This window comes from Streptomyces sp. G7(2002) (assembly GCF_028870195.1).
GTDB lineage: Bacteria > Actinomycetota > Actinomycetes > Streptomycetales > Streptomycetaceae > Streptomyces > Streptomyces nigrescens.
This window is the reverse complement of the sequence record NZ_CP102609.1, coordinates 4377982-4404724: the sequence shown is the minus strand read 5'-3', so window position 1 is coordinate 4404724 and position 26743 is coordinate 4377982. Positions and strand designations below refer to the sequence as shown.

Sequence of the window (26743 nt, the reverse complement as noted above, 5' to 3'; positions counted from 1 at the left end):
GCGGCCGGGAACTACGGCCGCACCGAGGCGGCCGGGGGCAACGGCCGCACCGAACCCCTCGCTCACGGCGGCAACGACCCGCCGGAGCCCTGCAGGCGGGCAGCCGTGCCGCCATGCAGGAACGTTTCTTCAGGAGCGATCCGCCCCCGAAGGTCAGGCGCCGGAGATCCCCGCGTGACCGGTCATGGAGGAGGCGGGGACCAGCCGGTGCCGGGCCCGGCCCATGAGTTCCTCGCGCTCGTCCTCCGTCAGGCCGCCCCACACCCCGTAGGGCTCACGGACGGCCAGCGCATGCGCCGCGCACTCGGCCCGTACAGGGCAGCGCATGCAGACCTCCTTCGCCGATGTCTCACGCGCGCTGCGGGCCGCTCCGCGCTCGCCTTCGGGATGGAAGAACAGCGAGCTGTCCACGCCGCGGCAGGCGGCCAGCAGCTGCCAGTCCCAGAGGTCTGCGTTCGGGCCCGGGAGGCGGGAGAAATCTGCCATTGCTTGTCCCCTCGAAGCGATGCTGATTCGGGCTCGGTGCTCACGACGGTACATCTACTGTCGAAGTAGATGTAAATATGACTCATTGCGAATCTAGTCATAGTCACCACGAAAATGGAAGAAAGAGAGCCAAATAGGGCATAGGGTGCACGCGCGGATGCCGGTCGCCCGATGAGTCGTCTGCGTATCCGGCTCCTCACGGAGCGTGCTGAACTCGGTCGCCGAAGCCGTAACTCTTTCGAGTGACCGTCGTTGAGAGTGCGGAGGCGGTTGGCAGAGGTAGGCCACGGGCAAATGTCCGAGGCCGTCAATCGCTCAGGTGACGATACGTACCAGCCTGGAGGCTCAAGGTGACGCGCATCAGCTGCGGAGGGCGGTCATGACATCCGTCCTCGTCTGCGACGACTCCCCGCTTGCCCGAGAGGCGCTCCGTCGGGCGGTTGCGACCGTGCCCGGCGTCGAGCGTGTGACGACCGCGGCCAACGGCGAGGAAGTCCTCCGCCGCTGGGGTGCCGATCGTTCGGATCTGATTTTGATGGACGTACGGATGCCCGGTCTCGGCGGTGTCGAGACCGTGCGCCGGCTGCTGTCCGCAGACCCGGGCGCCCGGATCATCATGCTCACGGTGGCCGAGGACCTGGACGGTGTCGCGCTCGCGGTCGCCGCCGGTGCCCGCGGCTATCTGCACAAGGACGCCTCGCGCGCCGAGCTGCGGGCGACGGTGACCCAGGCGCTCGCCGATCCGACGTGGCGGCTCGCCCCGCGCCGGCTGCGGTCCGCCGAGATGGGTGCCGCGCCGACGCTGACCGCGCGCGAGATCCAGGTGCTGGAGGGCATGAGCCACGGCCGTTCGAACGCCGAGATCGGCCGTGAGCTTTTTCTCTCCGAGGACACGGTCAAGACGCATGCCCGGCGCCTTTTCAAGAAACTCGGCGCCTCGGACCGGGCGCATGCGGTGGCCCTGGGCTTCCGCTGGGGACTGGTCCGCTAAGGCGTTGTGACGTGCAGCGATGCGGGGGAGTGAAGATCCCCGCCCGCCCTGTGGCGGGCGGGGCGGCATGGCGCCCCGCAGCCGTCGGCGTACGACGGCGGTCCGATTCGCCGCGCGGTGCCGCATCCTTGGAGGTATGGAGTTCCTCGGGGACGGGCCGGTCGGGCACGAGGGGAGGGCGCAGGAGATGACAACAGCTGGCGCACCTACCGCTCATAACGCTTCGGTGCACAAGTGCGGACCTGATGCCGCGGATCGCGCGGCGCCAAGGCACCATGGTCCGATGCGCGATGACGGGAAGCAGGAAATCGGCGATCTCGTCGCACGCGCCGTCGAGGGGGACCAGCGGGCCACCCATGATCTTCTGGCCCATGTGCACCCCCTCGCCCTGCGCTACTGCCGTACCCGGCTGTCGCGGCTGCCGGGTGATGCCCGGCACTTCGTCGAGGATCTGGCGCAGGAAGTGTGTGTCGCGGTGCTCTGTGCGCTGCCGCGCTACCGCGACACCGGCAAGCCCTTCGAGGCGTTCGTCTTCGCCATCGCGGGGCACAAGGTCGCCGATCTGCAGCGGGCCGCGATGCGGCATCCGGGCAGCACGGCCGTGCCGTCCGACGAGATGCCCGAGCAGCCCGACGACTCCCTCGGCCCCGAGGAGCGGGCGCTGCTGAGCAGCGACGCCGAGTGGGCCAAGAAGCTGCTGGCGAACCTTCCGGAAAATCAGCGGGAACTCGTTCTGCTGCGGGTCGCCGTCGGGCTGACGGCCGAGGAGACCGGGCAGATGCTGGGGATGTCGCCCGGTGCGGTGCGGGTCGCCCAGCACCGTGCGCTGAGCAGGCTGCGGGCGCTGGCCGAGCAGTAGCGGTTGCCGGTGGGGAACGGCCGGATGTCGCCGTAGAAATACACAAGTGACGAGGCCCTCATCGCTCGTGGAATGGGACACCTCATTAGGCCGTTAGCATGGGAGTCCGCGCTGAGGCAAGAGCATTGGGGAAGGTGTCATGAGTGACAACGTCGACGGTATGCCCGCCAAATTCGCCATGCTCGGGCTGACATACGACGACGTGCTGCTGCTGCCCGGTGCGTCGGAGGTGCTGCCCAACGCGGTGAGCACCGCGTCCCGGGTCTCGCGCAACGTCACGGTGAACATCCCGCTGCTGTCCGCGGCCATGGACAAGGTCACCGAGGCGCGGATGGCCATCGCCATGGCGCGGCAGGGCGGTGCGGGCGTGCTCCACCGCAATCTGTCCATCGAGGACCAGGCCAACCAGGTCGACCTGGTCAAGCGCTCCGAGTCCGGCATGGTCACCGACCCGATCACGGTCCGCCCGGACGCCTCCCTCGCCGACGCCGATGCGCTGTGTGCCAAGTTCCGCATCAGCGGTGTGCCGGTGACGGACGCCGCGGGCAAGCTGCTGGGCATCGTGACCAACCGCGACATGGCCTTCGAGATGGACCGCAGCCGTCAGGTCCGCGAGGTCATGACCCCGATGCCGCTGGTCACCGGCAAGGTCGGCATCTCCGGCGAGGACGCCATCGAGCTGCTGCGCCGCCACAAGATCGAGAAGCTTCCGCTGGTCGACGACGCGGGCGTCCTCAAGGGCCTGATCACCGTCAAGGACTTCGTCAAGGCGGAGAAGTACCCCAACGCCGCCAAGGACGCCGAGGGCCGGCTGGTCGTCGGTGCCGCGGTGGGCGTCGGCGGCGAGGCCTACGAGCGGGCGCAGGCGCTGGTCGAGGCCGGTGCCGACTTCCTCGTCATCGACAGCGCGCACGGCCACAGCCGCGGCATCCTCGACATGATCGCCAAGGTCAAGTCCAACATCAGCGTCGATGTCGTCGGCGGCAATGTCGCCACCCGCGACGGCGCCCAGGCGCTGATCGACGCGGGCGCCGACGGCATCAAGGTCGGTGTCGGCCCCGGCTCCATCTGCACCACCCGTGTCGTCGCCGGTGTCGGCGTGCCGCAGGTCACCGCGATCTACGAGGCGGCGCGGGCCGCGAACGCCGCGGGCGTACCGCTGATCGGTGACGGCGGTCTGCAGTTCTCCGGTGACATCGCCAAGGCCATCGCGGCCGGTGCGGACACGGTCATGCTGGGCTCGCTGCTGGCCGGCTGCGAGGAGTCGCCCGGCGAGATGGTCTTCATCAACGGCAAGCAGTTCAAGTCGTACCGCGGTATGGGTTCGCTGGGCGCGATGCAGTCCCGCGGCCAGGCCCGGTCCTTCTCCAAGGACCGCTACTTCCAGGACAACGTGCTCTCCGAGGACAAGCTGGTCCCCGAGGGCATCGAGGGCCAGGTGCCCTACCGCGGCCCGCTCGCCTCGGTCGCCCACCAGCTCGTCGGCGGCCTGCGCGCCTCCATGGGCTACGTCGGCTCCGCCGACATCCCCGAGCTCAAGGAGAAGGGCCGCTTCGTCCGGATCACCGCGGCGGGTCTCAAGGAGAGCCACCCGCACGACGTCCAGATGGTCACCGAGGCGCCCAACTACTCTCGTCGCTGAGGAGGGGGCGCGGCGCGCCCCTCCCCACGGCGCTACCACGGCCCTACCGTGAAGCCCGCGGCCTCCCCGGCCGCGGGCTTCGGTGTGTCGGGGATACTGGAACGGCAGACGTAGAGGGAAAGGCCACACACGTGACTGAGATCGAGATCGGGCGCGGCAAGCGCGGCCGCCGGGCATATTCATTCGACGACATCGCCGTCGTACCCAGTCGCCGCACCCGCGACCCGAAGGAGGTCTCGATCGCCTGGCAGATCGACGCCTACCGCTTCGAGCTGCCGTTCCTGGCCGCTCCCATGGACTCGGTGGTCTCGCCGCAGACCGCGATCCGCATCGGTGAGCTGGGCGGCCTGGGCGTCCTCAACCTGGAGGGTCTCTGGACCCGGTACGAGGACCCGGAACCGCTGCTCGCCGAGATCGCCGAGCTGGACGGCGCCACGGCCACCAAGCGGCTGCAGGAGATCTACGCCGCGCCGATCAAGGAAGAGCTGATCGGCCAGCGCATCAAGGAGGTGCGCGACGCGGGCGTCGTCACCGCCGCCGCGCTGTCGCCGCAGCGTACGGCGCAGTTCTCCAAGGCCGTCGTCGACGCCGGCGTGGACATCTTCGTGATCCGCGGCACCACCGTCTCCGCCGAGCACGTCTCCTCCGCGGCCGAGCCGCTGAACCTCAAGCAGTTCATCTACGAGCTGGATGTCCCGGTCATCGTCGGCGGCTGCGCCACGTACACCGCGGCGCTCCACCTGATGCGTACCGGCGCCGCCGGTGTGCTGGTGGGCTTCGGCGGCGGCGCCGCGCACACCACGCGGAACGTCCTCGGCATCCAGGTCCCGATGGCGACCGCGGTCGCCGATGTCGCCGCCGCGCGCCGCGACTACATGGACGAGTCCGGCGGCCGCTACGTCCACGTCATCGCCGACGGCGCTGTGGGCTGGTCCGGTGACCTCCCGAAGGCGATCGCCTGCGGCGCCGACGCCGTGATGATCGGCTCCCCGCTGGCCCGCGCCACCGACGCGCCGGGCCGTGGCCACCACTGGGGCATGGAGGCGGTGCACGAGGACGTGCCGCGCGGCAAGCGGATGGACCTCGGGGCGGTCGGCACGACGGAGGAGGTGCTGTTGGGGCCGTCCACGACCCCCGACGGTTCGATGAACTTCTTCGGTGCGTTGCGCAGGGCGATGGCGACGACCGGGTACTCCGAGCTGAAGGAATTCCAGCGGGTTGAGGTGACGGTCGCCCCTCGGCGCTGACTCCCACGTTGTCGGGTGACCCCGCCGTGCGTGTCCCGCCTGTCGGCGGGGGGTGTGTGTTTGGGGTGGGGCCCCGGTTTGTGGTGGGTGCCGGTGGCGGGGCCTCCGGGGTGGGTGTTCGGACTGCTTCGCTTTACGTCCGAACACCCACCCCTCCGCCCCCACCCCCTCCCGTACGCGATGGGACCCCACCCCGGTGGGGGTGAAGAAAACAAAAGACCAGTAGCTCGGCCGCATCGTGGCGCGGCCGAGCTACTGGTCTTTAGAAACCCTTACCCCCACCGGACGGGGGCCGCCATCCGGACGGGAGGGGGCGGGCCGGAGGGGGGGTTCCGGACGTAAAGCGAAGCAGTCCGGAAACCCGCCCCCGGAGGACCGACCCCGGCACCCACCACCAGCAATAAGCGGCCCCCGCCCAAACATCCCCACCCCCGCCGGGAGGCGACACGGCGCCGCAGACGACAACGTGCGGCTACAAACGATGCGCGGAACCCGTCGGAGTGGCACCCCTGGTGTCCAGTAGCAGCTGCGCTTTTACGGCGAGCCCCTGGAGGTCGTACGTGCGATGCGGCTGCAGCAGGACCGTCAGGTCCGCGGCGGCCGCGGCCTCGTACAACGAGTCGGCCCTAGGCACGGGCCGACCTAGTACGTTCCACTGGGGGACGTACGGGTCGTGGTACGTGAGGTGCGCGCCCAGTTCCATCAGGCGGGAGGCGATCTCGCGGGCCGGTGAGCCCGCCTGGTCGCCGATGTCCGGCTTGTAGGTGACGCCGAGGAGCAGGATCCGCGCGCCACGGGCGGATTTGCCGTGCTCGTTGAGGAGGGTGGCGCAGCGCTGGATGACGTAGCGCGGCATCCGGCCGTTCACCTCCTGGGCCAGTTCCACCATGCGGAGCGGGTGGCCCAGTGAACGGCCTTTGTAGGAGAGGTAGTTGGGGTCGATGGGGGCGGCGTGGCCGCCCACTCCGGGGCCGGGGCGGAAGGCCTGGAAGCCGAACGGTTTGGTCTCGGCGCAGCGGATGACGTCCCACAGGTCGACGCCGATGTCATGGCAGAAGACCGCCATCTCGTTCATCAGGGCGATGTTGATGTGGCGGTAGTTGGTTTCCAGGAGCTTGGCGGTCTCGGCCTCGCGGGGCCCGCGGGCGCGGACGACCTTGTCGGTGAGGCGGCCGTAGAAGGCGGCGGCCGCCTCCGTGCAGGCGGGGGTGAGGCCGCCGATGACCTTGGGGGTGTTGGCGTAGCGGTGGGTGCGGTTGCCGGGGTCGTGGCGGCCGGGGGAGCAGGCGAGGTGGAAGTCCCGTCCGGCGGTGAGGCCCGAGCCCTCCTCCAGGAGGGGGCGCAGGAATTCCTCGGTGGTGCCCGGGTAGGCGGTGGATTCGAGGATCACCGTGGTGTGCGGGCGCAGTTGTGCCGCCAGTGTGCGGGCGGCGTCGGCGAGGGCGGTGAGGTCCAGGGCGCGGTCCTCGCCGAGGGGCGTGGGCGCGCAGAGGACGGCGGTACGGACCCGGCCGAGGGTGGTGGGGTCGGTGGTGGTGCGGAAGCCGGCGGAGAGCAGCCGGCGGAGTTCGGTGGCGGACAGCGGCCCGTCGGCGCCGGAGAGCCCGGCGGTGTGCGGGTCGGGGTCGTAGCCGATGGTGCCGATGCCGGCGGCGGTGGCGGCCTGGGCGAGAGGGAGGCCGAGGTGACCGAGTCCGATGACGGCGAGGTCTGCGGGCATGCTGCGGCCGTCCTTCCCGAGCGACTGCGATGGGCGTGTGCGCATGACGTGTGCGGAGGGCGCATAAATACACTAAGCGGATATTTGACCCAGAATAGGGATTGGTGGATCAAGGCGGCGGGGTGTTGCCGCCAGGAGCGAAGGGTGGATACCGGCACGCAGCGCGGACAGAATCGACGGACGGCGGGTGTGGCCCCGATCACAGCGGGAGGCAGCAGTGAAGACAGCGATACTGGGACCGGCGCAGCGGGCCGAGGCGCTCGCCCGAATGGCGGAGCGGGAGCTGGACATTCTCGTGGTCGGCGCCGGAGTCGTCGGCGCGGGCACGGCGCTGGACGCGGCGACGCGCGGTCTGTCCACCGGACTTGTCGAGGCGCGTGACTGGGCGTCGGGCACCTCCAGCCGGTCGAGCAAGCTCATCCACGGTGGTCTGCGGTATCTGGAAATGCTGGACTTCGCGCTGGTCAGAGAGGCGTTGAAGGAGCGCGGGCTGCTGCTGGAGCGGCTGGCGCCGCATCTGGTCAAGCCGGTGCCGTTCCTGTATCCGCTGCAGCACAAGGGCTGGGAGCGCTGGTACGCGGGCTCCGGTGTGGCGCTGTACGACGCGATGTCGGTCTCGTCGGGGCACGGCCGCGGACTGCCCGTGCACCGGCATTTGTCGCACAAGCGGGCGCTGCAGGTGGCGCCCTGTCTGAAGAAGGACGCGCTGGTCGGCGCGCTGCAGTACTACGACGCGCAGATGGACGACGCGCGCTATGTCACCACGATGGTGCGGACCGCGGCCGCCTACGGGGCGCAGGTCGCCAACCGGGCACGGGTGGTGGGCTTTCTGCGCGAGGGCGAGCGGGTGGTCGGCGTGCGGGTGGAGGACGTCGAGGGGGGCGGCGACTACGAGATCCGGGCGCAGCAGATCGTCAATGCCACCGGGGTGTGGACGGATGACACCCAGGCGCTGATCGGGGAGCGCGGCCAGTTCCATGTCCGCGCGTCGAAGGGCATTCACCTGGTCGTCCCCAAGGACCGGATCCACTCCACGACCGGACTGATCCTGCGGACGGAGAAGAGTGTCCTGTTCGTCATCCCCTGGGGGCGGCACTGGATCGTGGGGACGACGGATACGGACTGGGACCTGGACAAGGCGCATCCGGCGGCCTCCAGCGCGGATATCGACTATCTGCTGGAGCATGTGAACGAGGTGCTCGCGACCCCGCTGACCAGGGACGACGTGGAGGGGGTGTATGCGGGGCTGCGCCCGCTGCTGGCGGGCGAGTCGGATGCCACCAGCAAGCTGTCGCGGGAGCACACCGTCGCGCATCCGGTGCCGGGGCTGGTAGTGGTGGCCGGCGGCAAGTACACGACGTACCGGGTGATGGCGAAGGACGCGGTGGACGAGGCGGTGCACGGCCTCGACCAGCGGGTGGCGGACTGTGTGACCGAGGACGTGCCGCTGGTCGGGGCCGAGGGCTACCGGGCGCTGTGGAACGCGCGGGCCCGGATCGCGGCCCGCACCGGACTGCATGTGGCCCGCATAGAGCATCTGTTGAACCGCTACGGCTCGCTGACCGAGGAGCTGCTGGAGCTGGTGGTGGCCGATCCGTCGCTGGGCGAACCGCTGGCGCACGCGGACGACTATCTGCGGGCCGAGGCGGTCTACGCCTGCACCCACGAGGGCGCCCGCCACCTCGACGACGTACTGACCCGGCGCACCCGTATCTCCATCGAGACCTTCGACCGGGGCACCCGCAGCGCCCGCGAGGTGGCCGAGCTGATCGCGCCCGCGCTGGGCTGGGACGGCGACCAGATCGAGAAGGAGATCGCGCACTACCAGAAGCGCGTCGAGGCGGAGCGCGAATCGCAGCGGCAGCCGGACGATCTGACGGCGGATGCGGCGCGGCTGGGGGCGCCGGACATCGTGCCCTTGTAGAGCGCCCTGCTACCGGGCCGCGGGCCGGAGCGGGAAGCCGTCAGCCGTGCAGGGCGACGGGGAGGGCGGTCAGCCGGCTTCCCTGCAGGCCGCCGATGCCGGTCAGCCGGAGCTCGGTGAAGGGGACGGTGAGGCGGGCGTCGGGAAAGTCGGTGCGCAGCACCGCGGCCACCGCGCGCAGTTCGAGTTGGGCGAGCTGCGCGCCGATGCAGAAATGTGGGCCGGCGCCGAAGGTGAGGTCCGGTCCGGCGGAGCGGGCCGGGTCGGTGTTGATTCCCTGGATGTCGACGAGCACGGGCGCCCGGGCGGGCAGTCGTGTCCCGGCGAGTTCGGTCTCGGTGGTGGTGAACCGCCAGAGCGTGAACGGGGCGGGCGGGTGCTGCCGTAGCGTGTCGCGGACCAGTGCGTCGAGGTCCGTCCGGTCCGCCGGGCCGCGGTGCGGGCCGGTGGCGAGTGCGCGGGCGATCAGGACGCCGAGGGATGCGTCGGTGGTGAGCTGTCCGGCGAAGATCAGCCCGAACAGGTGGTACTGCAGCTGGTCCCGGGTGGTGTGTGCGGGGACCCGGTCGCGCAGCTCCGCGGCGAGTCCCCGGCCGCCCTCGTCGAGCCCACAAGCGGCGAGTTCGCTGAGGGCGGCGATCGCCCTGCCCTGCGCGCCGGGCTCGTCGCCGAACATCTGCCGGCAGCCGTCGGCGGCCCGGTCGACGTGGTCGAGGGGTATGCCGAGCAGATCGAGCAGGACGGTGAGCGGATAGCGGGTGGTGAAGCCCGCCATCAGGTCGACCACCGTGCGGCGGGCGCCGAGTTCGGTAAGCAGCTCCCGGGCGATCGCGTGGACCCGTTCGAACTGTGCGCGGATCCGCTGGGCGTTGAGGAGCGGAGCGTGGGCGCGTCGCAGAGCGGTGTGCTCGGGGCCGTCGAGGGTGGTGAGGGAGGGCTGTTCGGCGGCGGTCTGCTCCAGTCCGGCGGTGTGCCGGTCCCAGCCGGGTGGCGCGAACGCGGGGTCCTTGACGATCCGGGGATCGGTGAGCACCTCGCGGGCCAGGGCGTCATCGGTCACGATCCATGCCGGTCCGCCGGCCGGGGCGTCCACTTCCACGAGGGGGCCGGCGGCCCGCAGCGCGGCGCGGACCGGATCGGGCTCGGTGAGGCCGCGGACGGTTGCGGCGAACGGGTCGATGCCGTCGAGGCGGGGGGCGTTCAGCATCAGCGCTCCAGGGAGTCGGGAGGGGAGTGGGGAGGTGTACCTCTGCCGTGAAGTGGCTCGTTGGTGAAGAAACTTTATGGTGAAGTAATTCCAGCGGGAAGCTAAGGTGAGCCGCGGCGGGTTGTCAACATGTGCCGCCGCCTGCGGTGCCGGTGGCGACGGGAAGGCGGAGGGGCCTCGTGGAGGAACCGGTGTCCGGCGGTGTCGGGGCGCAGCGTGAGCGGCTGGCGGAAGGGCTCAGGGACTACGGGGCGACCTTCACCGAACTGGGCCGTCGCTTCGCCGCCCGTATCGGCGTGCACTCCACCGACGCGTTCGCCCTGCTGGAGATCGCCTCGGCCGAGGAGCGGGGCGCCCCGCTGTCACCGGCCTCGCTCAGCAGGCGTATCCCGCTGTCCTCGGGGGCCATGACCGCGCTGCTGAACCGCCTCGAAGAGGCCGGGTATGTCACCCGTACCCGCGGACACGCAGACCGGCGGATCGTCACCCTGCACAGCAGCCCCCGGGTCAGGGAGCTGGCGGACGAGTTCTTCGGTCCCGCCAACGCGCGCCAGGACGCGGTCCTGTCCCGCTACCCGGCCGAGCTGCTGGAGCAGTTCGAGACCCTGCTGTCCGAGCTGAGCTCCGCCATGGAGGACGGGCCTGACAGCCCTTAGCTGGCGGAGTGTCACCCTGCGCAGGTCCGCCACACCGGCCGTGGGGAAACGCGCGGCGGGGAAGCCGTCGCGGGTGCGGAGGGCGCGGGCCGCGGCCGGGCGGCGCGGGCGCCTCGTCACCGGGACTGCCGTACGCCGGGGCCATCATGACGGGTACGAGGTGTCGTCCCGCACCGACCCGGGCCTTCCGCACGGCCGCGGATGAGGGAGAATGAAGGCTCTGCCAGGGTGGGTTGTCCGAGTTGGGCCAGTTTGGTGATCGATGGGACGTCGAAGCTGCCAACTCGGCTGGATTGCAGAGGGGATTCAGTGGGCGACGAGGTCGAGATGAACGGCAAGGAGGGCAGGCTGCTCGCCGGCCGGTACCGGCTCGCCGATGTTCTCGGCCGGGGCGGCATGGGTACCGTCTGGCGGGCACGCGACGAGGTCCTGGGCCGTACGGTCGCAGTCAAGGAACTGCGCTTCCCGGGCGGGGTCGAGGAGGACGAGAAGCGTCGTCTGATCACCCGCACGCTGCGCGAGGCCAAGGCGATCGCCCGGATCAGGAACAACGGCGCGGTGACGGTCTATGACGTGGTCGACGAGGACGACCGCCCATGGATCGTGATGGAGCTGGTCGAGGGCCGCTCGCTCGCCGAGGTCGTCCGTGACGACGGCCCGCTCACCCCGCGCCGGGCCGCCGAGGTCGGCCTGGCGGTGCTCGATGTGCTGCGTGCCGCCCACGCCGAGGGCATCCTGCACCGCGATGTGAAGCCGTCCAACGTCCTGATGTCCGACGACGGCCGGGTCGTGCTGACCGACTTCGGTATCGCCCAGGTCGAGGGCGACCCCTCCGTGACCTCGACCGGCATGCTCGTCGGCGCCCCCTCCTACATCTCCCCGGAGCGCGCCCGCGGCCACAAGCCGGGCCCGCCGGCCGACATGTGGTCGCTGGGCGGGCTGCTGTACGCCTGTGTCGAGGGCGTGCCGCCGTACGACAAGGGCTCGGCGATCGCCACGCTGACGGCGGTGATGACCGAACCGGTCGAGCCGCCGAAGAGCGCCGGTGCGCTGGAAGAGGTCATTTTCGGCCTGCTGGTGAAGGACCCGGCGGCCCGGCTGGACGACGCCGGTGCGCGGACGCTGCTGCTCGATGTGGTGCACGCCCCCGAGGCGCAGAAGCCGGAGCCCCCGCTGGACGAGACCCGGGCGATGGTGCTGCCGACGGTGCCCAAGGAGCGGGCGAAGGCGAAGCCCGAGAGCGCGCCGAAGCCGAAGCCCGCCCCCAAGCCGCGGGTGCCGCGCAAGCCGAAGCCGAAGCCGGCCGCCGCCCCGGTGGCGGAGCCGGCGGCCGGGAGCGGGTCCGCGTCCGACGGTACGAAGGCGGGCAAGAGCAAGACCGGCGCCGCCAAGCCCGCGGCCGCCAAGGCCGCCGCGACGAGCACCCCGGAGCGGACCGAGCGCCCGCAGCAGTCGGCCACCCCGGCCGCCGAGGAAACGACCGCTGCGGACCGGGCGGGCTCGGGCGTGTCCCGTCCGACGCTCACCCGCCCCGGGTTCGACACCGATGCCGCCAAGGAGCGGCTGCGCGCCGCCCTGCAGACGGTCCGTACGGCCGCCACTGCCGCTGCCGACGCCGCACGAGCCCGTGCGGACTCCAGACCCGGTGACGGGAACCGTCCGTCGACGCGTGCTTCGGTGACCGATGTCGTCCCGCGCCGCACGCTGATCATCGTGGCCGTGATCGTCGCCCTGGCGGTGCTGGGCACGGTCCTGGCCGTCGCGCTGAGCGGCGGTGACACCACGAAGAACAGCGGCAAGCCGGCCGGCAAGCACGACAAGGCGTCGTCCGCGGCGAAGGCGAAGCCCTCCACGGAATCGGCCGGGACGGGCGAGGACGCGAAGGACGGGCCCGCCTCGCCGGCCCCGCAGACGCCGGGCGGGGTCAGCCCGGCCGAGGACAAGGGCGACACCGGCGGGAAGGACGGCAAGGGCGGCAAGGCGGTGCCGGACGGCTTCGCCCAGGTCTCCAACGGCCGGTTCCACTTCGGTATGGCGATGCCCAAGGGCTTCAAGCAGACGGCCACCGCGGGGCAGGGCTCCGGCGTCATCTACAGCGCCTCGGGCGGCTTCCCCCGCGTCCAGGTGGACTACAACGCCGAGCCCGGCACCGACGCGGCGGCTTCCTGGCGCAGCCTGGAGCCGGCCGTGCGCGGCTCCAGCGAGGACTACCACCTCATCAGCATCAAGTCGGTGAAGTGGCGCGACTATCCGACCGTCGCCGACTGGTCCTTCACACGCCGGCAGAGCGGCCAGAAGGTCCGGGTCCTCGACCGCGGTTTCAAGGCCGACGACAAGCACGGCTACGCCATCATGATCACCTGCAAGGCGGACGCCTGGTCGGAGAAGGAGTGTCAGAACGTGGTCAGGACCGCGTTCAAGACCTTCGCGATCAAGGACTGAGCGCGGGACCGGGGCAGCGGCCGGGCGATGAGCGGACAGAGCGCGCGTCGTTGCGCAGACCGGGCCGCAAGCTCCGGTGCGGGCACGTATCGTGAGACCGCGAAGACCGTACGCATCCGCAATCGGCGGGAATACGACCGGAAGTGACCGGAGGCGCCAGCGCCGAGGGCGTTCCGGCGCGACGGTAGACACAGCGCGCGCTGCGGGGAGGCGTCGTGGACGAGTACGCGGGAAGGGTGCTCGCCGAGCGTTACCGCCTGCCGTTGCGGCCCCTCGGCGACGATGACTTCACCGAGTCCCGGGCGTTCGACACGTTCAGCGGACAGGAGGTCCTGGTCCGCCAGGTGCCGCTGCCGGAGGTCGTCGAAGCGGAGGTCGTGGGCGCGGAGCCGGCCGGGCCCGCCGAGGGCGGTGCCGGCGGCCGCTACGGTGCCCCGCGGCTGACCGGCGGGGCGGGGGTGGCCGACCGCAGCCCCCGGGACCCCGCCGTACGACGCGCGCTGGACGCCGCGACGACCACCGCCCAGCTGGCCGACCACCCCCGGCTGGAGCAGGTCTTCGACGTCTTCGCGCAGGACGGCAGCCTGTGGATCGTCGCCGAACTCCTCTTCGCCCGCCCGCTGTCCGCGCTGCTCGCCGAGCGGACGCTGTCCCCGCACCGCGCCGCGGAGATCGCCGCGGATCTGCTCACCGCGCTGCGGGTGCTGCACGCGGAGGGCCGGCTGCACCGCAACATCACCGCCCGTACGGTCCTGGTCTGCGACGACGGCCGGGCCATCCTGACCGGTCTGGCGGCGGGCGCGGCCCAGGAAGCGCTGTGCGGAGCCGAGCCGCCCACCACGGCCGGAGCCCTGCCGGACGAGCCCGCCCCGGACGCCCCCGCCCCGGGCGAGCCCGCACCGGCCGGACCCGACGCCAAGACCTCGCTGACCAAGCCCGCCCCGGACGGCGACACCGCGCCCGCGTACGGCCGGCCCACCGCCGGGCTCGCCGCCGAACGGGCCCGCCAGGCGCGGCTGACCGTCATCGGCCCGGTCACCGAGCGCTGGGCGCCGGAGCAGGCCGGACCGGTGCACGAGAACTGGCAGCTGGCGCCGCCGGTCGGCCCGGCCACCGATCTGTGGGCGGTCGGCGCGCTGCTCTACCGGAGTGTGCAGGGGCAGCCGCCGTTCCCCGAGGACAACGCCGTCGAACTGGCGCAGCTGGTCTGTTCGCAGCCGCCCGCGGACGCCGAGGAGTGCGGGGCGCTGCGGCCGGTCGTCGAGTCCCTGCTGCGCCAGGACCCGGCCGACCGCCCGGATGCCGAGGAGCTGAGCGGCTGGCTGCGCTCCTTGATCCGTACCGCACCGGAGCCGGAGGTCGGCAGCCGGCTGGTGACGATGCCGGCGGAGGGGGCCGACCCGCGGCGGCTGCCGATCGTGCGGCGCCGCGGCGAACTCGTCCGCAAGGGGCGGCACAAGAAGACCCGGACGCCCCGCCGCGCACGGCCGCAGCCGGCACCGGCCGCCGTGAGCGCCGCCGCGGCCGCACCGCCCGTGCCGCCGGCGCCGGCCCCGGAGCAGTCCACCCCGCTGGTCTCCACCGCCCGCCCGCCCCGCCCCCCGAAGCAGCCGAAGCCGCTCCGGCAGTCCAGACCGGCCCGCACGGCCAGGTCCGGCAACCCGGCGCCGCCGCCCGGACGGGGCGGGCCCGCGGACCGGGACCCGTACGAGCAGCAGATGAGCGGGCAGGCCGGCCCGGCCACCGCATCCCGCCCGTCGCGTGCACCGCGCCACCTCGGCCGGGTGCTGCTCACCGCGATCCTGCTGCTGCTCGTCGGCGCGGTCGTCTATGCGATGGCGTTCCTGCCGAAGTCCGGTTCGGACTCCAAGGCGGGTGAGCGCGGCGCGGACCGTACGGGCACCTCGGGTGCGGCGCCCGGCGGCAGTCCCGCACCGCCCGGGGACGAGGAGAGCGACCGCGACCACGCCTCCGCCGGCACCGGCGCCCCGCAGTCCACCGCGCCCGCCGAGCTCGCCAAGGGCTTCGAGGTGCGCAGCGACCCGAAGGGATTCCAGGTCGCGGTCCGCAAGGAATGGCAGCGGCGCGGTGCGAACGACCGGGGCCAGGTGCGGTACGTCGGCGGGGACTATGAGCTGGTGGTGGTGCCCGGCCGCGACACGACGGCGCGCTTCGGCACCGACCCGATGGCGTATCTGCAGAACGAGGAGCCCGAGCTGGCGCCGTACCGCTCCTCCGGCTGGGCCTCGGCCTCCGGCCTCCAGCGGATCGACGTCGGGAAGACGGCGATGGCCGAGGGCACCTTCTCCTGGCGCGACAGCAGCGGCCGCGAGGTGTACGTACGGAACCTCGCGATGATCCACAAGGGCCGCTACCACCTCGTCCTCGTCATCGGCCCGGACCGCGGCCGGCACGAGGTGGACCAGCTCTACGGGCAGGCGACGAGCGCCTACCGGCCGCGCTGAGGCGGCCCGGCACCGGCCCGCCGCCGGTCGCTACCGGCTCAACTCCCGCTCCAGCGGCGTCCGGAAGCGCGGGGTGACGCGGACCCCACCGACCCAGGCCGCCAGCCGGGCCGCCGCGTCCGCCACCGCCGCTTCGGCCTCGCTGCCTCCGTCGTCGGTCAGCAGCCGCCAGACGATCTCACCGTTCGCCCGCTGGGCCCAGCCGCCGATGATCCGGCCGTCCCACCACACCGTCGGACCGATGTTGCCGCTGCGGTCGACGAGTTGCGGCACCTGGTCCGGGGCGAGGTACCAGTCGCGGGCCTTCCAGCCCATCGTGGTGGGGTCGAGGCCGGGCAGCAGAGCGGCCCAGGGTTCGGGTGCGGCGACCGGGCCGAGGTCGTCGGGCAGTGCGACGCCCGTGGTGCCGCCGTCCAGGGTCACTTCGACGGCGCCGGTGGCGGCCAGCGCCTGCCGGGTGGCGGTGAGCGTCCAGCCCGTCCACCACCTGAGGTCCTCGACGGTCGCCGGGCCGTACGAGGCGAGCCAGCGGCGGGCGAGTGCGGCGCGCGCCTCGGGTGCCGGTGGCGCGGGCACTTCGGCGAACGCGGTGCCGGGCGTCCAGCGGAAGGAACTGCTGGTCCAGCCGCCGCGCGGCCGTCCGCGCCGGATACGGCCCTCGGCGGCGAGCACTCGCAGGATGCGGCTGGAGACGGCGACCGTGGCCTCGTAGGGCTTGCCGGGGGAGACCACGATGGCCTCGCGCAGCTCGGGCACCTCCGCGGTGAGCTCGGCCGCGGTCGCCGCACCCCGCCCGCCGAGCACGGCCAGCACCTTCGCCTCGGCCTCGGCCAGCCGCCGCTCGTCCCACCCCGGCGCGCCCTCGGTCAGCCACCGGACCAGCCCCGCCCGCTCCTTGGCGGCGACCGCCCGTGCGGTGGACGAGGCGACGACCGGTACGAGCCCGGCGCCGACCGCGAAGAGGGTGCGGCGCATCCCCAGCATCCGGACCAGCGAGCCGTCGTCGTACAGCGCCCGCTCCACCTCCGCCGGATCCGGCTCGGCCAGCCGCGCACAGGCCGCCAGATGAACGGTCGCCGGATCGCTGGCATGCAGCCCCACGACCGCCTCGGCGACCTCCTCCACGCGGTCCGCCCGGTGCCCGCCCGCCAGCAACTGCCGCCGCCCGAGCCGGGCCTGCCGCCCGGCGGTGTCGATATGGGGTCGTGAGTGGCTCATGGGGGGGGAGCGTAGGAGGGGTGGAGGACAGCGAGTGTCCGCATGGGCGGTCATTGGGGCGGCGGGTCGGGTGCCTCACCCCGCCCCCGGCCCGCCGCCCCCGAACCGCTCCCGCAGCTGCTGTTTGCGGACCTTGCGCAGGGTCGTGTCGCGGGGCAGGGCGGGCAGCAGCTCCAGCTGTTCGGGGAGCTTGTGCGGGGCGAGGCCGTGGGAGAGGAGGTGCGCGGAGAGGGTGGCGAGGGTCAATTCCCGTGCTCCCGGGGGTTGTTCGACGACCGCGCAGACGCGTTCGCCGCGGGTGGTGTCCGGCAGGCCGACCACGGCGGCGTCGGCGATGTCGGGATGGCGGGAGAGGAGTTCCTCGATCTCCTGGGCGGAGATGTTCTCGCCCTTGCGGATGATGATGTCCTTGAGGCGGCCGGTGACGACGAGGTGCCCGCTGGGGGTGAGGTGGCCGAGGTCGCCGGTGGGGAGGAAGCCGTCGGCGTCGAAGGGGGCGGGCTCGTCGAGGTAGCCGCGGCAGACGGCGGGGCCACGCAGCCGGATCTCGCCGCTTCCGGGGGCGATACGGATCTCCATGCCCGCGGGGGGCCGGCCGTCGGTGCCGGCCAGGTGCCCGGGGCTGTCGTACGGGTCGCCCATGGTGACCATGGGGGCCTCCGTCATGGCGTAGCCGTGGGTGAGTTGGCAGCCGAGCCCGGCGACGACCTCGTGGTACAGCGCGGGGGGCTTGGGCGCGCCGCCGCCGGCCAGCAGCCGCAGCGACGGCAGCAGCCGGCGACCGGGCGGCAGCTTGCGGGCCTCGGCGAGGAAGAGGGCGTAGAAGGCGGTGGAGCCGCCGGCGAGGGTGACGCGGTGGCGGCGGTAGGCGGCGAGCGCGCCCGGTAGCGCGAAGTGCTCCAGCAGGACGGCCGGGATGCCGTGCTCCAGCAGCATGACGGTGTAGTCGGGCCCGGCGACATGGGCGTACGGGAAGGCCATCGAGCCAATGTCCGACGGGCCGAGGCGCAGCGCCGCGCCCAGCCACCGGCCGGCCGTCCGCAGGCTGCGGTCGGTGTGCAGCACGCCCTTGGGGGCCGCGGTGGTGCCGGAGGTCCAGTAGATCCAGCGGACCTCGTCGTCGTCGGCCGGCGGCGGGGGCAGGACGGCCGGGTCGGCGTCGGGCAGCGTGTCGTACGCCTCGATGACGGTGAGCGGACCGGGCAGACCGGCGGCCAGGCGGTCCGCCATGGCGCGGTGGTCGAAGCCGCGCCACACGCCGGGGACGGCGAAGAAGGCCGCGCGGGTGCGGCGCAGTACCTGGCCGACCTCATGCGCGCGGTAGAGCGGCACGACCGGACTCTGGACGGCGCCGATCCGTGCCAGGGCGAGGCTGAACAGGACGGTTTCGATCCGGGGCGGCAGCTGCCAGACGACCCGGCTGCCGGGCCGTACGCCCGTCTCGTACAGGCCGGCCGCGACCCGTTCCGCGCGCCGGTGCAGGGCGCCGAAGGTGATCCGCCGCTCCTGCCGGGCGGATTCGGCCCCCTGGATGAGGGCGGGCGCGTCAGGGGTACGGGCGGCGCGCCGGGCGACCAGGTCCCAGAAGGTGGTGCCGGTCATCTGGCCCTCCCCTTCGCTGACGATGCGTCAGATCGCCCGCCGAGATTAGAGGCCGGCGCCTTGTCGGTCCAGAGGGGCCGGGCTAGCCTCGTTCTGACGGTGCATCAGATACGGGTGAGGGGACAGCGATGGCGAACCCGAGGGAGCTGCCGCGCAGCATCGGCGTCGACGGCCGTGCGACCGGGCCCGCGCACTTCTCCGGCCACGGGCCGGTGCGCGGCAATGCGGTCCGCGGGCCCGGCCCGGACCTCGGCAAGTAGCCGCCATGGACCTCACCTGCACACCCGAGGAGGAAGAGTTCCGGGCCCGGCTGCGCCGGTGGCTCGGCGAGGTGCTGCCCCGGCTCCCCGCACCGCCCGCCGCGACCGACTGGCCGGGCCGCCGGGCGTACGACACGGCCTGGCAGCGGATGCTGTACGACGCCGGATACGCGGGCCTGCACTGGCCGCGGGACGCCGGCGGGCAGGGCGCCACCCCCGCCCAGCACCTGATCTTCCTGGAGGAGACGGAGCGCGCCGGGGCGCCCTACGTCGGCGCGAACTTCGTCGGGCTGCTGCACGCGGGGCCCACCCTCGCCGCCGAGGGCACCGCCGAGCAGCGCGCCCGCTGGCTGCCGCCGATCCTGCGCGGCGAGGAGATCTGGTGCCAGGGCTTCAGCGAACCGGACGCCGGCTCCGACCTCGCCGCGCTGCGCACCAGGGCCGTCCGCGACGGGGACACCTACGTCATCAACGGCGCCAAGATCTGGACCTCGCACGCCGAGGTCGCCGACTGGTGCGAACTCCTGGTCCGCACCGACCCGGCCGCGCCCAAGCACCGCGGCATCAGCTGGCTGGCGATGCCCATGGACGCGCCGGGCGTGACGGTCCGGCCGCTGCGCACCCTCGCGGGCTCGACGGAGTTCGCCGAGGTCTTCCTCGACGACGTACGGGTCCCGGCCGGGAACCGCGTCGGTGCGGAGAACGACGGCTGGCGGGTGACGATGGTGACGCTGTCCTTCGAGCGCGGCACCGCCTTCGTCGGCGAGGTGGTGGCCTGCCGCCGGGTGCTCGGCGCGCTGGCCCGCGCCGCCCGGGCCAACGGCCGCTGGGACGATGCCGTGCTGCGCCGCAGGCTGGGCAGGCTGCACGCGGAGTTCACGGCCCTGTGGCGGCTGACCCAGTGGAATGTGAGCGAGGCGATGCGGGCCCCCGCGCGCGGGGGGCAGCGGGGGAGCGGCGGCGTCCCGGGAGCCGGTGGCTCGGTCTTCAAGCTGCGCTATTCGCACGCCCGGCAGGAGCTGTACGACACGGCGGCCGAGGTGCTGGGCGCCGGTGCGCTGGACGCGGACCACGAGTGGGTCGCGGACCGGCTGTCGTCCCTCTCGTACACCATCGCGGCCGGCACCTCGCAGATCCAGCAGAACATCGTCGCCGAGCGGATCCTCGGCCTGCCGAAGGGGCGATGACCGGCGATGGACTTCCAACTCACCGATGAGCAGCGGGCGTTGAAGGACGGCACCCGGGAGCTGCTGGCCGGGCGGTTCGGCCGGGACCGGCTGCGGGCGGCCGTCGAGGACCCCGGACCGGACCGTGCGCTGTGGCGCGAGCTGGGCGCGGCCGGGTTCTTCGCGCTGCGGCTGCCGGAGAAGGACGGCGGGGTGGGGCTGGGGCTGCCGGAGGCGGTGCTGGTCCTGGAGGAGGCCGGGCGCGCGCTGCTGCCGGGGCCGCTGGTGGCGTGCCAGCTGCTGGCCGGAGTGGTGGACGGCGTCGCGACCGGGGAGAAGACCGTCGGGCTGTGCGAGGGGGCGCGGGAGCCGGTGCTGTGGGAACACCCGGCCGGATGCGATGAGTTGATCTTGGTGGAGGGTGACGAGGAGGGGGGTGACGAGGTGGAGGGTGACGAGGAGGAGGGCGCACGGGAGCGCACGGGCGGTGCGTACCGGAGCGCGTCGGACCGAGTTTCCTGCGCCCCTTTTGCTTCCGTCGACCCCCTCACCCCGCTCGCCCGCGTCCTGGACCTGCCGCGCACCGAGCCCGTTGCCCTGGACGTCCCCCGGCTCCGTCGCGAGGCGGCGTTGCTCACCGCGGCCCAGCAGCTGGGCAGCGCCGTCCGCACGGTCGAGATGGCGGCCGGCCACGCCCGTGAGCGCGAGCAGTTCGGCGCCCCCATCGGCTCGTTCCAGGCGGTCAAGCAGCTGTGCGCACAGATGCTGGTACGGGCGGAAATGGCCCGAAGCGCGGTGTATGCGGCGTCGATCACGGAGAGTGTTCTCGACATCACGGGCGCGAAGTTGCTCGCCGACGAGGCCGCGGTGCGTAACGCACGGGACTGTCTGCAGGTCCACGGCGGAATGGGCTTCACGTGGGAGGCCGATGTCCATCTGCATCTCAAGCGGGCCTGGTTGCGCGCCGAGTGCTGGGGGGCGGCGGGCGAGGCGGAGGAGCTGCTGGCCGCGGGCTTGATCGCCTGACGGCGCGGGCGCGAAGGCCGTTCCGGAGGTGCGCGGTGGCCGGTGATGTCAGACTCTCGCACCCCGTATGCGGAATGTCGGACTCACCATGCAGAAGTGGTCACGGAGTGTCGATATCGGGTTGTGTCCTAGGCGTGACTCGTCACAGGGGGGAGTCGGCGCTCCGCTCGGGTACTCTCCGTTGGGTGCGAGTGGTTCTGTGGCGCAACGAACCCGGTGCCGTCGGAATGACGGCTCCGGGGTACGGACTGCGCGCCGCCCGCCTAAGGCAGGGGCCCGGTCGCCCCCCTTGTTCGACTCCCCGCAAAGTGCGTCGCACAGTATGCAGGACGCATACTCCCTTGCGCTGGAATATGCCCGAAGCGCTTGTTGGGGTGACTCAACGTCAACCATGCTGTGCATCGCCGGGGTCACGCACCGTGACTCCGTGGAGGCGCGAGGCGATGTTTCCGCCGGTTCGGATGGTGTGAGCGGTGCAGGTGCTTCAGGTGCAGTTGGACGTACGGCCCGACCCCGCGGAGGTGGGGCGGGCCCGGCGGTGGGCCCGGTCGCGGCTCGTGGGTTCCGGTATAGGGGTCGATGAACCGCTCGCGGAGACGCTGATCCTGTTGATCTCCGAGCTCGTCACCAACGCCGTGGTGCACACCGGCGCGGCGGCCGAGCTGCGGATGTGTTTCTCCGGCTCGGGTGCCGTGGTGGGCACGGTTCGGGTCGAAGTGGCGGACGCCAGCGCCCGCCCGCCGCGCCAGCGGCACGCCGACGGCGACGACACCAACGGCCGCGGCCTGGAGCTGGTCGACGGCCTGGCCGACCGCTGGGGCTGGCAGCAGGAGGGCGCCGGCAAGCGGATCTGGTGCGAGGTGGACCGCGGCCGGCCACTGCTGTTGGCAGCCGGGTCCGATCTGGGTGCTTATGAGCCCCATTGCACGGCCTCACGCGCTGTGACACACCAGGCGTAATCGAGCCGATCGGCGCACCGGCGGCGCACTGCCGTCAGGTAGGGCGAATCGGGCGTAACGAAATTAGTCCATACCAGGTGTTGACGTGGCGTGCTCAGTTGATCACCCTTGGGTGAAGCGATGCGCCGCGAGGGGACGCCGAGGTCGTGGGGAGGGCCGGGATTCCGGTCCGGGGCCTTGACGAGTGCGGATCGTGGCCTGGTCGGGGGCCCTGGCGGGAGCCGGGGGAGGGTGGCGGTCCGCGGTGCCGTGCTCGGGGCGCGCACGAGCGCACCGCCACCTGGACGGCCGGGCGCCGTCGAGTCGCCGGCCGGTGCGGTCGGCGACTCGACGCGGCCGCCTCGGTGGACCGCCTCGGTGGACCGCCTCGGTGGACCGCCTCGGAGGGCCGCCTCGGAGGGGCGCCTCAGAGGATCGCTACGGGGGCGACGGGTGCGCCGGACGCTCCGACGAACGGTTCGGCCATGGCGGACAGGAAGAATGCGTAGCGGCCCTCTTCCGCGCAGGCCGTCGACAGCTCCTCCAGATTCCAGTTCTGGCCCTGCAGCATGCCCATCTCCACGAGATGGAGGGCGTGCACCGGCATCCACAGGTTCTCGATCTCCGGCGGGAAGATCTCGAAGGTCAGGGTGTCGTTGGCGACCGCCGCGACATCGCGTGCATGGAACCACTCCGGAGTGCGCAGCGACAGGCCGGGTGACGGGAAGGCGTAGGCCTGCCGGTCGCCGGCGAGATAGTGCCGCAGCTGTCCGGTCCGGACGAGGACGATATCGCCGGACCGGACCGTCGTCCCGGCCAGTTCCTCGGCGGCGTCCAGGTCCTCCGGTGTGACGGCGTGCCCGCCGGGCAGCACGTCGGTCCCGCGCGCCCGGGCCACGTCCAGGAGGACCCCGCGGGAGACGAGCGGGGTGGCCTTCTCGATGCCGAGGCAGGTGGCGCCGTCGTGCGCGGTGACCGAGTCGGCGGGCCGGTTGTTGTAGAGCCGCCCGGAGTGGGAGACATGGGTGAGGCCGTCCCAGTGGGTGGCGGACTGCAGGCCCATGGTGACCGCGTCGTCCGAGGTCGCGACCGTACCGGGGCCGAAGATCTCCTGGTTGATGGCCGTCATGGTGTGCAGCGGATTGACCCGGCCCGGTATCAGGCCGGTCTGCACGCCGTCGTGCTGGAGGGGGAGGGCGAGCGGGATGCGGCGGCCGCTGTGGATGCCGGCGGCGGCCTCCCGGACGACCTGACCGGTGATCAGGTTGAGCGTGCCGATCTCGTCGTCCGCGCCCCAACGCCCCCAGTTGTTCACGCGTTTGGCGATCTCGTGGAACTCCTGTGGCAGGGGCATGGGCCCTCCTCGGGGCGGCCGGGCCGGGTTCGGCCCGGGGTCTTGTGTTCGTACCGGGTCTGCTCAAAAATCTAACGGTCCGTCAGAAACTGCGGGAAGGGTCACGGCATGGGGAACTTCTTGGCCGGCAAAGTGATCGCCGTCACGGGGGCGGGCCGCGGCATCGGCCGGGCGGTCGCCCTCGCCTGCGCGGAACAGGGCGCGAAAGTGGTCGTCAACGACTACGGGGTCTCCATCGAGGGCGGCGCACCCAGCAGCGAGGTCGCCGAGTCCGTGGTGAAGGAGATCGAGGCGGCGGGAGGAGTCGCGGCCGCGGTCGCCGACGATGTGTCGACCATGGCCGGCGGCCAGCGGATCGTGGACACCGCGCTGGCGCAGTACGGACGGATCGACGGCGTGGTGTGCGTGGCCGGGATCCTGCGCGAGCGGATGCTCTTCAACATGACCGAGGAGGAGTGGGACCCGGTGGTCGCCACTCATCTGAAGGGGACGTTCACGGTGTTCCGGGCGGCGGCGGCGGTGATGCGGCGCCAAGGGTCCGGGACGCTGGTGGGCTTCACCAGCGGGAATCACCAGGGGTCGGTTTCCCAGGCCAACTACGCCTCCGCGAAGGGCGGGATCATCTCGCTGGTGCGGAGCGCCGCGCTCGGGCTGCACAAGTACGGGGTGACGGCCAATGCGGTGGCGCCCGTCGCGCGCACGCGGATGTCGGCGAAGGTGCCGATGGAACTGACGGAGATCGGTGAGCCGGAGGACGTGGCGGCGCTGGTCGTCTATCTGCTGAGCGAGCGGGCCCGGGAGATCACCGGGCAGGTCTATACGGTCGCCGGGCCGAAGATCGCCGTCTGGGCCCAGCCGGTGGAGCTGCGCTCCGTATATGCCGAGGGGGGCGGGTGGACGCCGGAGCGGGTGGCGGAGGTGTTGCCGGGGTCCGTGGGGACGGATCCGATGCCGATGTTGGGGCGGGTGGCGTCTATGGCTGCGGCGGCGGAGGCGAAGGCGCGGCCGAATCGGTAGGTGGCGGGCCCGCGTTTTCGGCTTTCCCGCCATGGTTGTTGCTCGCCGTTGCGCCGGCCGCTGCGCGGGGCTTGGGCGCGGGTGATGCTTGCGGGTTCCCCGCCGTCGCGCCTGCGGCGGGCGGGTGGGTGTTGGGTGCGGTGACGGGCCTCCGGGGCAGGGGTGTGGGACTGCTTCGCTTTACGTCCCACACCCCTGCCCCTCCGGCCCGTCCCCTCCCGTGGGGGGAGTTCTGGAGGTTGGTGGGGGTTGGTGTGGGAGGGCGTTGTGGACTTTGAGTTCGGGAGTGCGGATGAGGCGTTCCGGAGTGAGGCCCGGGAGTGGCTTTCGGGGCATCTCGTGGGGGAGTACGCCGCGTTGGCGGGGGTGGGGGGTCCCGGGAGTGAGCACGAGGGGGTTGGGGGGCGGCGGGCGTGGGAGCGGGAGTTGGGGAGTGGGGGGTGGATCGGGCTCGGGTGGGAGGGGGCGTACGGAAATCGGGTGGGGAGTCTGAGCCAGCAGGTCGTGTGGGCCGAGGAGTATGCGCGGGCCGGGGCGCCGGGGCGGGTGGGGCACATCGGGGAGAACCTGCTGGCGCCGACGCTGATCGCGGAGGGGGACGAGGCGCAGCGGCGGCGGTTTCTGCCGGCCATCGCCCGGGGGGAGGAGCTGTGGTGCCAGGGTTACAGCGAGCCCGAGGCGGGGTCGGATCTGGCGGGGCTGCGCACGGTGGCGGTCCGGGACGGGGCCGGGTATCGCGTCAGCGGGCAGAAGATCTGGACGTCGCTGGCACGGGAGGCCGACTGGTGCTTCGTGCTGGCGCGGACGGACCCGGGGGAGCGGCGGCACCGGGGGCTGTCGTTCCTGCTGGTGCCGATGGACCAGCCGGGGCGGATCGAGGTGCGGCCGATCCGGCAGATGTCGGGGACGGCGGAGTTCAACGAGGTGTTCTTCGACGGGGCGCTGGCCCCGCACATGGTGGGCGGGGAGGGCGCGGGCTGGCGGGTGGCGATGGGGCTGCTGGCGCGGGAGCGGGGGGTGTCCACGCTCGTGCAGCAGATCGGGTTCGCCGCGGAGCTGGCCGCCGTGATCGCCGCCGCGGTGCGCTGCGGGTCGCTGCGGGATCCGGTGCTGCGTGATCAACTCGTGGGACAGTGGGCCGAGTTGAAGGTCATGCGGTGGAACGCGCTGCGGACCCTGGGTACCGCCGGGGACGCGGGGGCGCCGAGTGTGGCGAAGCTGCTGTGGGGCGGCTGGCACCAGCGGCTCGGGGAGCTGGCGATGCGGGTGCGGGGCGCCGCGGCGGCGCTCGGGCCCGTCGACTGGACCGCGCGGGCGCCGTACGAACTCGACGCGCTCCAGCGGCTGTTCCTTTTCACCCGGGCCGACACCCTCTACGGGGGCTCGGACGAGATCCAGCGCAACATCATCGCCGAGCGCGTGCTCGGCCTGCCCAGACTGGAGCGGTGATGAGAGGCGTCATATTCGACGGTGAGCAGCCCCGGGTCGTGGACGATCTGGAGGTGCGGGACCCGGGCCCGGGTGAGGTGCTGGTCGGGATCCGGGCCGCGGGGCTGTGTCACAGCGATCTGTCGGTGGTCGACGGGACCATTCCGTTTCCGGTGCCGGTGGTGCTGGGGCACGAGGGCGCGGGGGTGGTCGAGGCCGTGGGTGCGGGCGTCGGCCATGTGGCGCCCGGTGATCATGTCGCGCTGTCGACGCTGGCCAACTGCGGGGCGTGCGCGGAGTGCGACCGGGGGCGGCCGACGATGTGCCGGAAGGCGATCGGGATGCCCCAGAAGCCGTTCCGGCGGGGCGAGCGCGAGCTGTTCAGCTTCGCGTCGAACTCGGCGTTCGCGGAGCGTACGGTCGTCAAGGCGGTGCAGGCCGTGAAGATCGCCGAGGACATTCCGCTGACCTCGGCCGCGCTGATCGGGTGCGGGGTGCTGACCGGCGTCGGGGCGGTGCTCAACCGGGCGAAGGTGGACCGCGGGGACTCGGTCGTGGTGATCGGGGCCGGCGGGATCGGCCTCAATGTGCTCCAGGGCGCGCGGATCGCCGGGGCGTCGGTGATCGTGGCGGTGGACGCCAACCCCGCGAAGGAGGTGGTGGCGCGGCAGTTCGGGGCGACGCACTTCATCGATGCGTCGGCGGTGGCCGACAGCGTCAAGGCGGTGAAGGAGATCCTGCCGACCGGCGCCGACCATGCCTTCGAGTGTGTGGGCAGCACCCGGCTGATCCGGCAGGCCGTCGATCTGCTGGACCGGCACGGCCAGGCGGTGCTGCTCGGTGTGCCGCCGGCCACCGCGGAGGCCTCGTTCCTGGTGTCGTCGATGTATCTCGACAAGTCGATACTGGGCTGCCGTTACGGGTCGGCGCGGCCCCAGCGGGACATCGCGCTCTACGCCCGCCTGTACCGCGAAGGGCGGCTTCTGCTGGACGAGTTGGTGACCCGGACGTATCCGGTGGAGGACTTCGCGGAGGCGGCGGACGACGCCCATCATGGGCGGGTGGCCCGGGGGGTGCTGACGTTCGGATAGGGCC

21 protein-coding genes are annotated in these 26743 nt (G+C 72.3%); 15 read left to right on the top strand and 6 right to left on the bottom strand.

Translation table 11 applies throughout. The features are described from left to right. Window positions 1-153 precede the first annotated feature (153 nt). Window positions 154-486, bottom strand: a complete 333-nt coding sequence (locus tag NUT86_RS18280; protein WP_018090850.1) for a WhiB family transcriptional regulator — start codon at window positions 484-486, stop codon at window positions 154-156. 379 nt (window positions 487-865) lie between these two features. Here NUT86_RS18280 and NUT86_RS18275 point away from each other — a divergent pair, with 379 nt between their 5' ends. The 4 genes from NUT86_RS18275 (at window position 866) to NUT86_RS18260 (ending at window position 5225) form a co-directional block, all read left to right on the top strand. Beyond that, complete coding sequence (locus NUT86_RS18275) at window positions 866-1477, top strand: response regulator transcription factor (RefSeq protein ID WP_003948568.1); 612 nt, start codon at window positions 866-868, stop codon at window positions 1475-1477. A gap of 283 nt (window positions 1478-1760) precedes the next feature. After that, a complete protein-coding gene (locus tag NUT86_RS18270; protein ID WP_018090849.1) occupies window positions 1761-2336 on the top strand; it encodes a sigma-70 family RNA polymerase sigma factor in 576 nt (191 codons plus the stop codon). Window positions 2337-2475: 139 nt separating this feature from the next. Then, on the top strand, window positions 2476-3978 hold the full coding sequence (guaB, locus tag NUT86_RS18265; protein ID WP_266446359.1) for an IMP dehydrogenase: 1503 nt from the start codon (window positions 2476-2478) through the stop codon (window positions 3976-3978). A gap of 131 nt (window positions 3979-4109) precedes the next feature. Next, window positions 4110-5225 (top strand): GuaB3 family IMP dehydrogenase-related protein, encoded by a 1116-nt coding sequence (locus NUT86_RS18260; protein ID WP_018090847.1) that lies wholly within the window; start codon window positions 4110-4112, stop codon window positions 5223-5225. 472 nt (window positions 5226-5697) lie between these two features. On the opposite strand, the gene NUT86_RS18255 is transcribed toward NUT86_RS18260, so the two are convergent. Continuing rightward, window positions 5698-6945 carry a nucleotide sugar dehydrogenase gene (locus tag NUT86_RS18255; RefSeq protein WP_018092306.1) on the bottom strand — a complete coding sequence of 416 codons (1248 nt, stop codon included), beginning with the start codon at window positions 6943-6945 and terminating at the stop codon, window positions 5698-5700. A 217-nt stretch (window positions 6946-7162) separates the two neighbouring features. On the opposite strand from NUT86_RS18255, the gene NUT86_RS18250 reads away from it, so the two are divergent. After that, complete coding sequence (locus NUT86_RS18250; RefSeq protein ID WP_159487769.1) at window positions 7163-8869, top strand: glycerol-3-phosphate dehydrogenase/oxidase; 1707 nt, start codon at window positions 7163-7165, stop codon at window positions 8867-8869. Window positions 8870-8909: 40 nt separating this feature from the next. Here NUT86_RS18250 and NUT86_RS18245 read toward each other — a convergent pair whose 3' ends face one another. After that, complete coding sequence (locus tag NUT86_RS18245) at window positions 8910-10076, bottom strand: cytochrome P450 (RefSeq protein WP_274736435.1); 1167 nt, start codon at window positions 10074-10076, stop codon at window positions 8910-8912. A gap of 179 nt (window positions 10077-10255) precedes the next feature. On the opposite strand from NUT86_RS18245, the gene NUT86_RS18240 reads away from it, so the two are divergent. The 3 genes from NUT86_RS18240 to NUT86_RS18230 all read left to right on the top strand — a co-directional run bounded on the left by NUT86_RS18240 (window position 10256) and on the right by NUT86_RS18230 (window position 15639). Then, the gene (locus tag NUT86_RS18240) at window positions 10256-10732 is read left to right on the top strand and encodes a MarR family winged helix-turn-helix transcriptional regulator (RefSeq protein WP_274736433.1); all 477 of its coding nucleotides are present in this window, start codon (window positions 10256-10258) and stop codon (window positions 10730-10732) included. Between the two features lie 309 nt (window positions 10733-11041). Continuing rightward, window positions 11042-13174: a serine/threonine-protein kinase gene (locus NUT86_RS18235; RefSeq protein ID WP_274736432.1), complete on the top strand. Its 2133-nt coding sequence runs from the start codon at window positions 11042-11044 to the stop codon at window positions 13172-13174. 215 nt (window positions 13175-13389) lie between these two features. Further along, window positions 13390-15639: a protein kinase gene (locus tag NUT86_RS18230; RefSeq protein WP_274736430.1), complete on the top strand. Its 2250-nt coding sequence runs from the start codon at window positions 13390-13392 to the stop codon at window positions 15637-15639. Window positions 15640-15669: 30 nt separating this feature from the next. On the opposite strand, the gene NUT86_RS18225 is transcribed toward NUT86_RS18230, so the two are convergent. Together NUT86_RS18225 and NUT86_RS18220 are read right to left on the bottom strand one after the other, a co-directional pair. Continuing rightward, complete coding sequence (locus NUT86_RS18225) at window positions 15670-16857, bottom strand: winged helix DNA-binding domain-containing protein (protein ID WP_274736428.1); 1188 nt, start codon at window positions 16855-16857, stop codon at window positions 15670-15672. A 75-nt stretch (window positions 16858-16932) separates the two neighbouring features. Then, a complete protein-coding gene (locus NUT86_RS18220) occupies window positions 16933-18459 on the bottom strand; it encodes a class I adenylate-forming enzyme family protein (protein WP_274736426.1) in 1527 nt (508 codons plus the stop codon). A gap of 128 nt (window positions 18460-18587) precedes the next feature. Here NUT86_RS18220 and NUT86_RS18215 point away from each other — a divergent pair, with 128 nt between their 5' ends. From NUT86_RS18215 to NUT86_RS18200, 4 genes are all read left to right on the top strand, one after another. Continuing rightward, entirely contained in the window at window positions 18588-18719 is a 132-nt protein-coding gene (locus tag NUT86_RS18215) for a hypothetical protein (protein WP_268251386.1), read from the top strand. Window positions 18720-18724: 5 nt separating this feature from the next. Then, window positions 18725-19906 (top strand): acyl-CoA dehydrogenase family protein, encoded by a 1182-nt coding sequence (locus tag NUT86_RS18210; RefSeq protein WP_266450671.1) that lies wholly within the window; start codon window positions 18725-18727, stop codon window positions 19904-19906. 6 nt (window positions 19907-19912) lie between these two features. Next, window positions 19913-20911, top strand: a complete 999-nt coding sequence (locus NUT86_RS18205; protein WP_274736422.1) for an acyl-CoA dehydrogenase family protein — start codon at window positions 19913-19915, stop codon at window positions 20909-20911. Between the two features lie 473 nt (window positions 20912-21384). Continuing rightward, window positions 21385-21870, top strand: a complete 486-nt coding sequence (locus NUT86_RS18200) for an ATP-binding protein (protein ID WP_018092295.1) — start codon at window positions 21385-21387, stop codon at window positions 21868-21870. A gap of 406 nt (window positions 21871-22276) precedes the next feature. Here NUT86_RS18200 and NUT86_RS18195 read toward each other — a convergent pair whose 3' ends face one another. After that, window positions 22277-23203, bottom strand: coding sequence for a cyclase family protein (locus NUT86_RS18195; protein WP_274736420.1), 927 nt, complete (start codon window positions 23201-23203; stop codon window positions 22277-22279). A 108-nt stretch (window positions 23204-23311) separates the two neighbouring features. On the opposite strand from NUT86_RS18195, the gene NUT86_RS18190 reads away from it, so the two are divergent. The 3 genes from NUT86_RS18190 to NUT86_RS18180 all read left to right on the top strand — a co-directional run bounded on the left by NUT86_RS18190 (window position 23312) and on the right by NUT86_RS18180 (window position 26739). Further along, on the top strand, window positions 23312-24220 hold the full coding sequence (locus tag NUT86_RS18190; protein ID WP_018092293.1) for an SDR family oxidoreductase: 909 nt from the start codon (window positions 23312-23314) through the stop codon (window positions 24218-24220). A gap of 267 nt (window positions 24221-24487) precedes the next feature. After that, on the top strand, window positions 24488-25669 hold the full coding sequence (locus NUT86_RS18185; protein WP_274736416.1) for an acyl-CoA dehydrogenase family protein: 1182 nt from the start codon (window positions 24488-24490) through the stop codon (window positions 25667-25669). Next, complete coding sequence (locus NUT86_RS18180; protein ID WP_274736414.1) at window positions 25669-26739, top strand: Zn-dependent alcohol dehydrogenase; 1071 nt, start codon at window positions 25669-25671, stop codon at window positions 26737-26739. The genes NUT86_RS18185 and NUT86_RS18180 overlap by 1 nt, the downstream gene beginning before the upstream one ends. The last annotated feature ends 4 nt before the right edge of the window (window positions 26740-26743 follow it).

Excerpts from the sequence above, each read along its gene's own strand:
- NUT86_RS18245 (WP_274736435.1), bottom strand. The coding sequence starts at position 10,076 with ATGCTGAACGCCCCCCGCCTCGACGGCATCGACCCGTTCGCCGCAACC.
- NUT86_RS18220 (WP_274736426.1), bottom strand. The coding sequence starts at position 18,459 with ATGACCGGCACCACCTTCTGGGACCTGGTCGCCCGGCGCGCCGCCCGT.
- NUT86_RS18205 (WP_274736422.1), top strand. The coding sequence starts at position 19,913 with ATGGACTTCCAACTCACCGATGAGCAGCGGGCGTTGAAGGACGGCACC.
- NUT86_RS18280 (WP_018090850.1), bottom strand. The coding sequence starts at position 486 with ATGGCAGATTTCTCCCGCCTCCCGGGCCCGAACGCAGACCTCTGGGAC.
- NUT86_RS18225 (WP_274736428.1), bottom strand. The coding sequence starts at position 16,857 with ATGAGCCACTCACGACCCCATATCGACACCGCCGGGCGGCAGGCCCGG.
- NUT86_RS18270 (WP_018090849.1), top strand. The coding sequence starts at position 1,761 with ATGCGCGATGACGGGAAGCAGGAAATCGGCGATCTCGTCGCACGCGCC.
- NUT86_RS18210 (WP_266450671.1), top strand. The coding sequence starts at position 18,725 with ATGGACCTCACCTGCACACCCGAGGAGGAAGAGTTCCGGGCCCGGCTG.
- NUT86_RS18180 (WP_274736414.1), top strand. The coding sequence starts at position 25,669 with ATGAGAGGCGTCATATTCGACGGTGAGCAGCCCCGGGTCGTGGACGAT.
- guaB (WP_266446359.1), top strand. The coding sequence starts at position 2,476 with ATGAGTGACAACGTCGACGGTATGCCCGCCAAATTCGCCATGCTCGGG.
- NUT86_RS18190 (WP_018092293.1), top strand. The coding sequence starts at position 23,312 with ATGGGGAACTTCTTGGCCGGCAAAGTGATCGCCGTCACGGGGGCGGGC.
- NUT86_RS18195 (WP_274736420.1), bottom strand. The coding sequence starts at position 23,203 with ATGCCCCTGCCACAGGAGTTCCACGAGATCGCCAAACGCGTGAACAAC.
- NUT86_RS18275 (WP_003948568.1), top strand. The coding sequence starts at position 866 with ATGACATCCGTCCTCGTCTGCGACGACTCCCCGCTTGCCCGAGAGGCG.
- NUT86_RS18255 (WP_018092306.1), bottom strand. The coding sequence starts at position 6,945 with ATGCCCGCAGACCTCGCCGTCATCGGACTCGGTCACCTCGGCCTCCCT.
- NUT86_RS18215 (WP_268251386.1), top strand. The coding sequence starts at position 18,588 with ATGGCGAACCCGAGGGAGCTGCCGCGCAGCATCGGCGTCGACGGCCGT.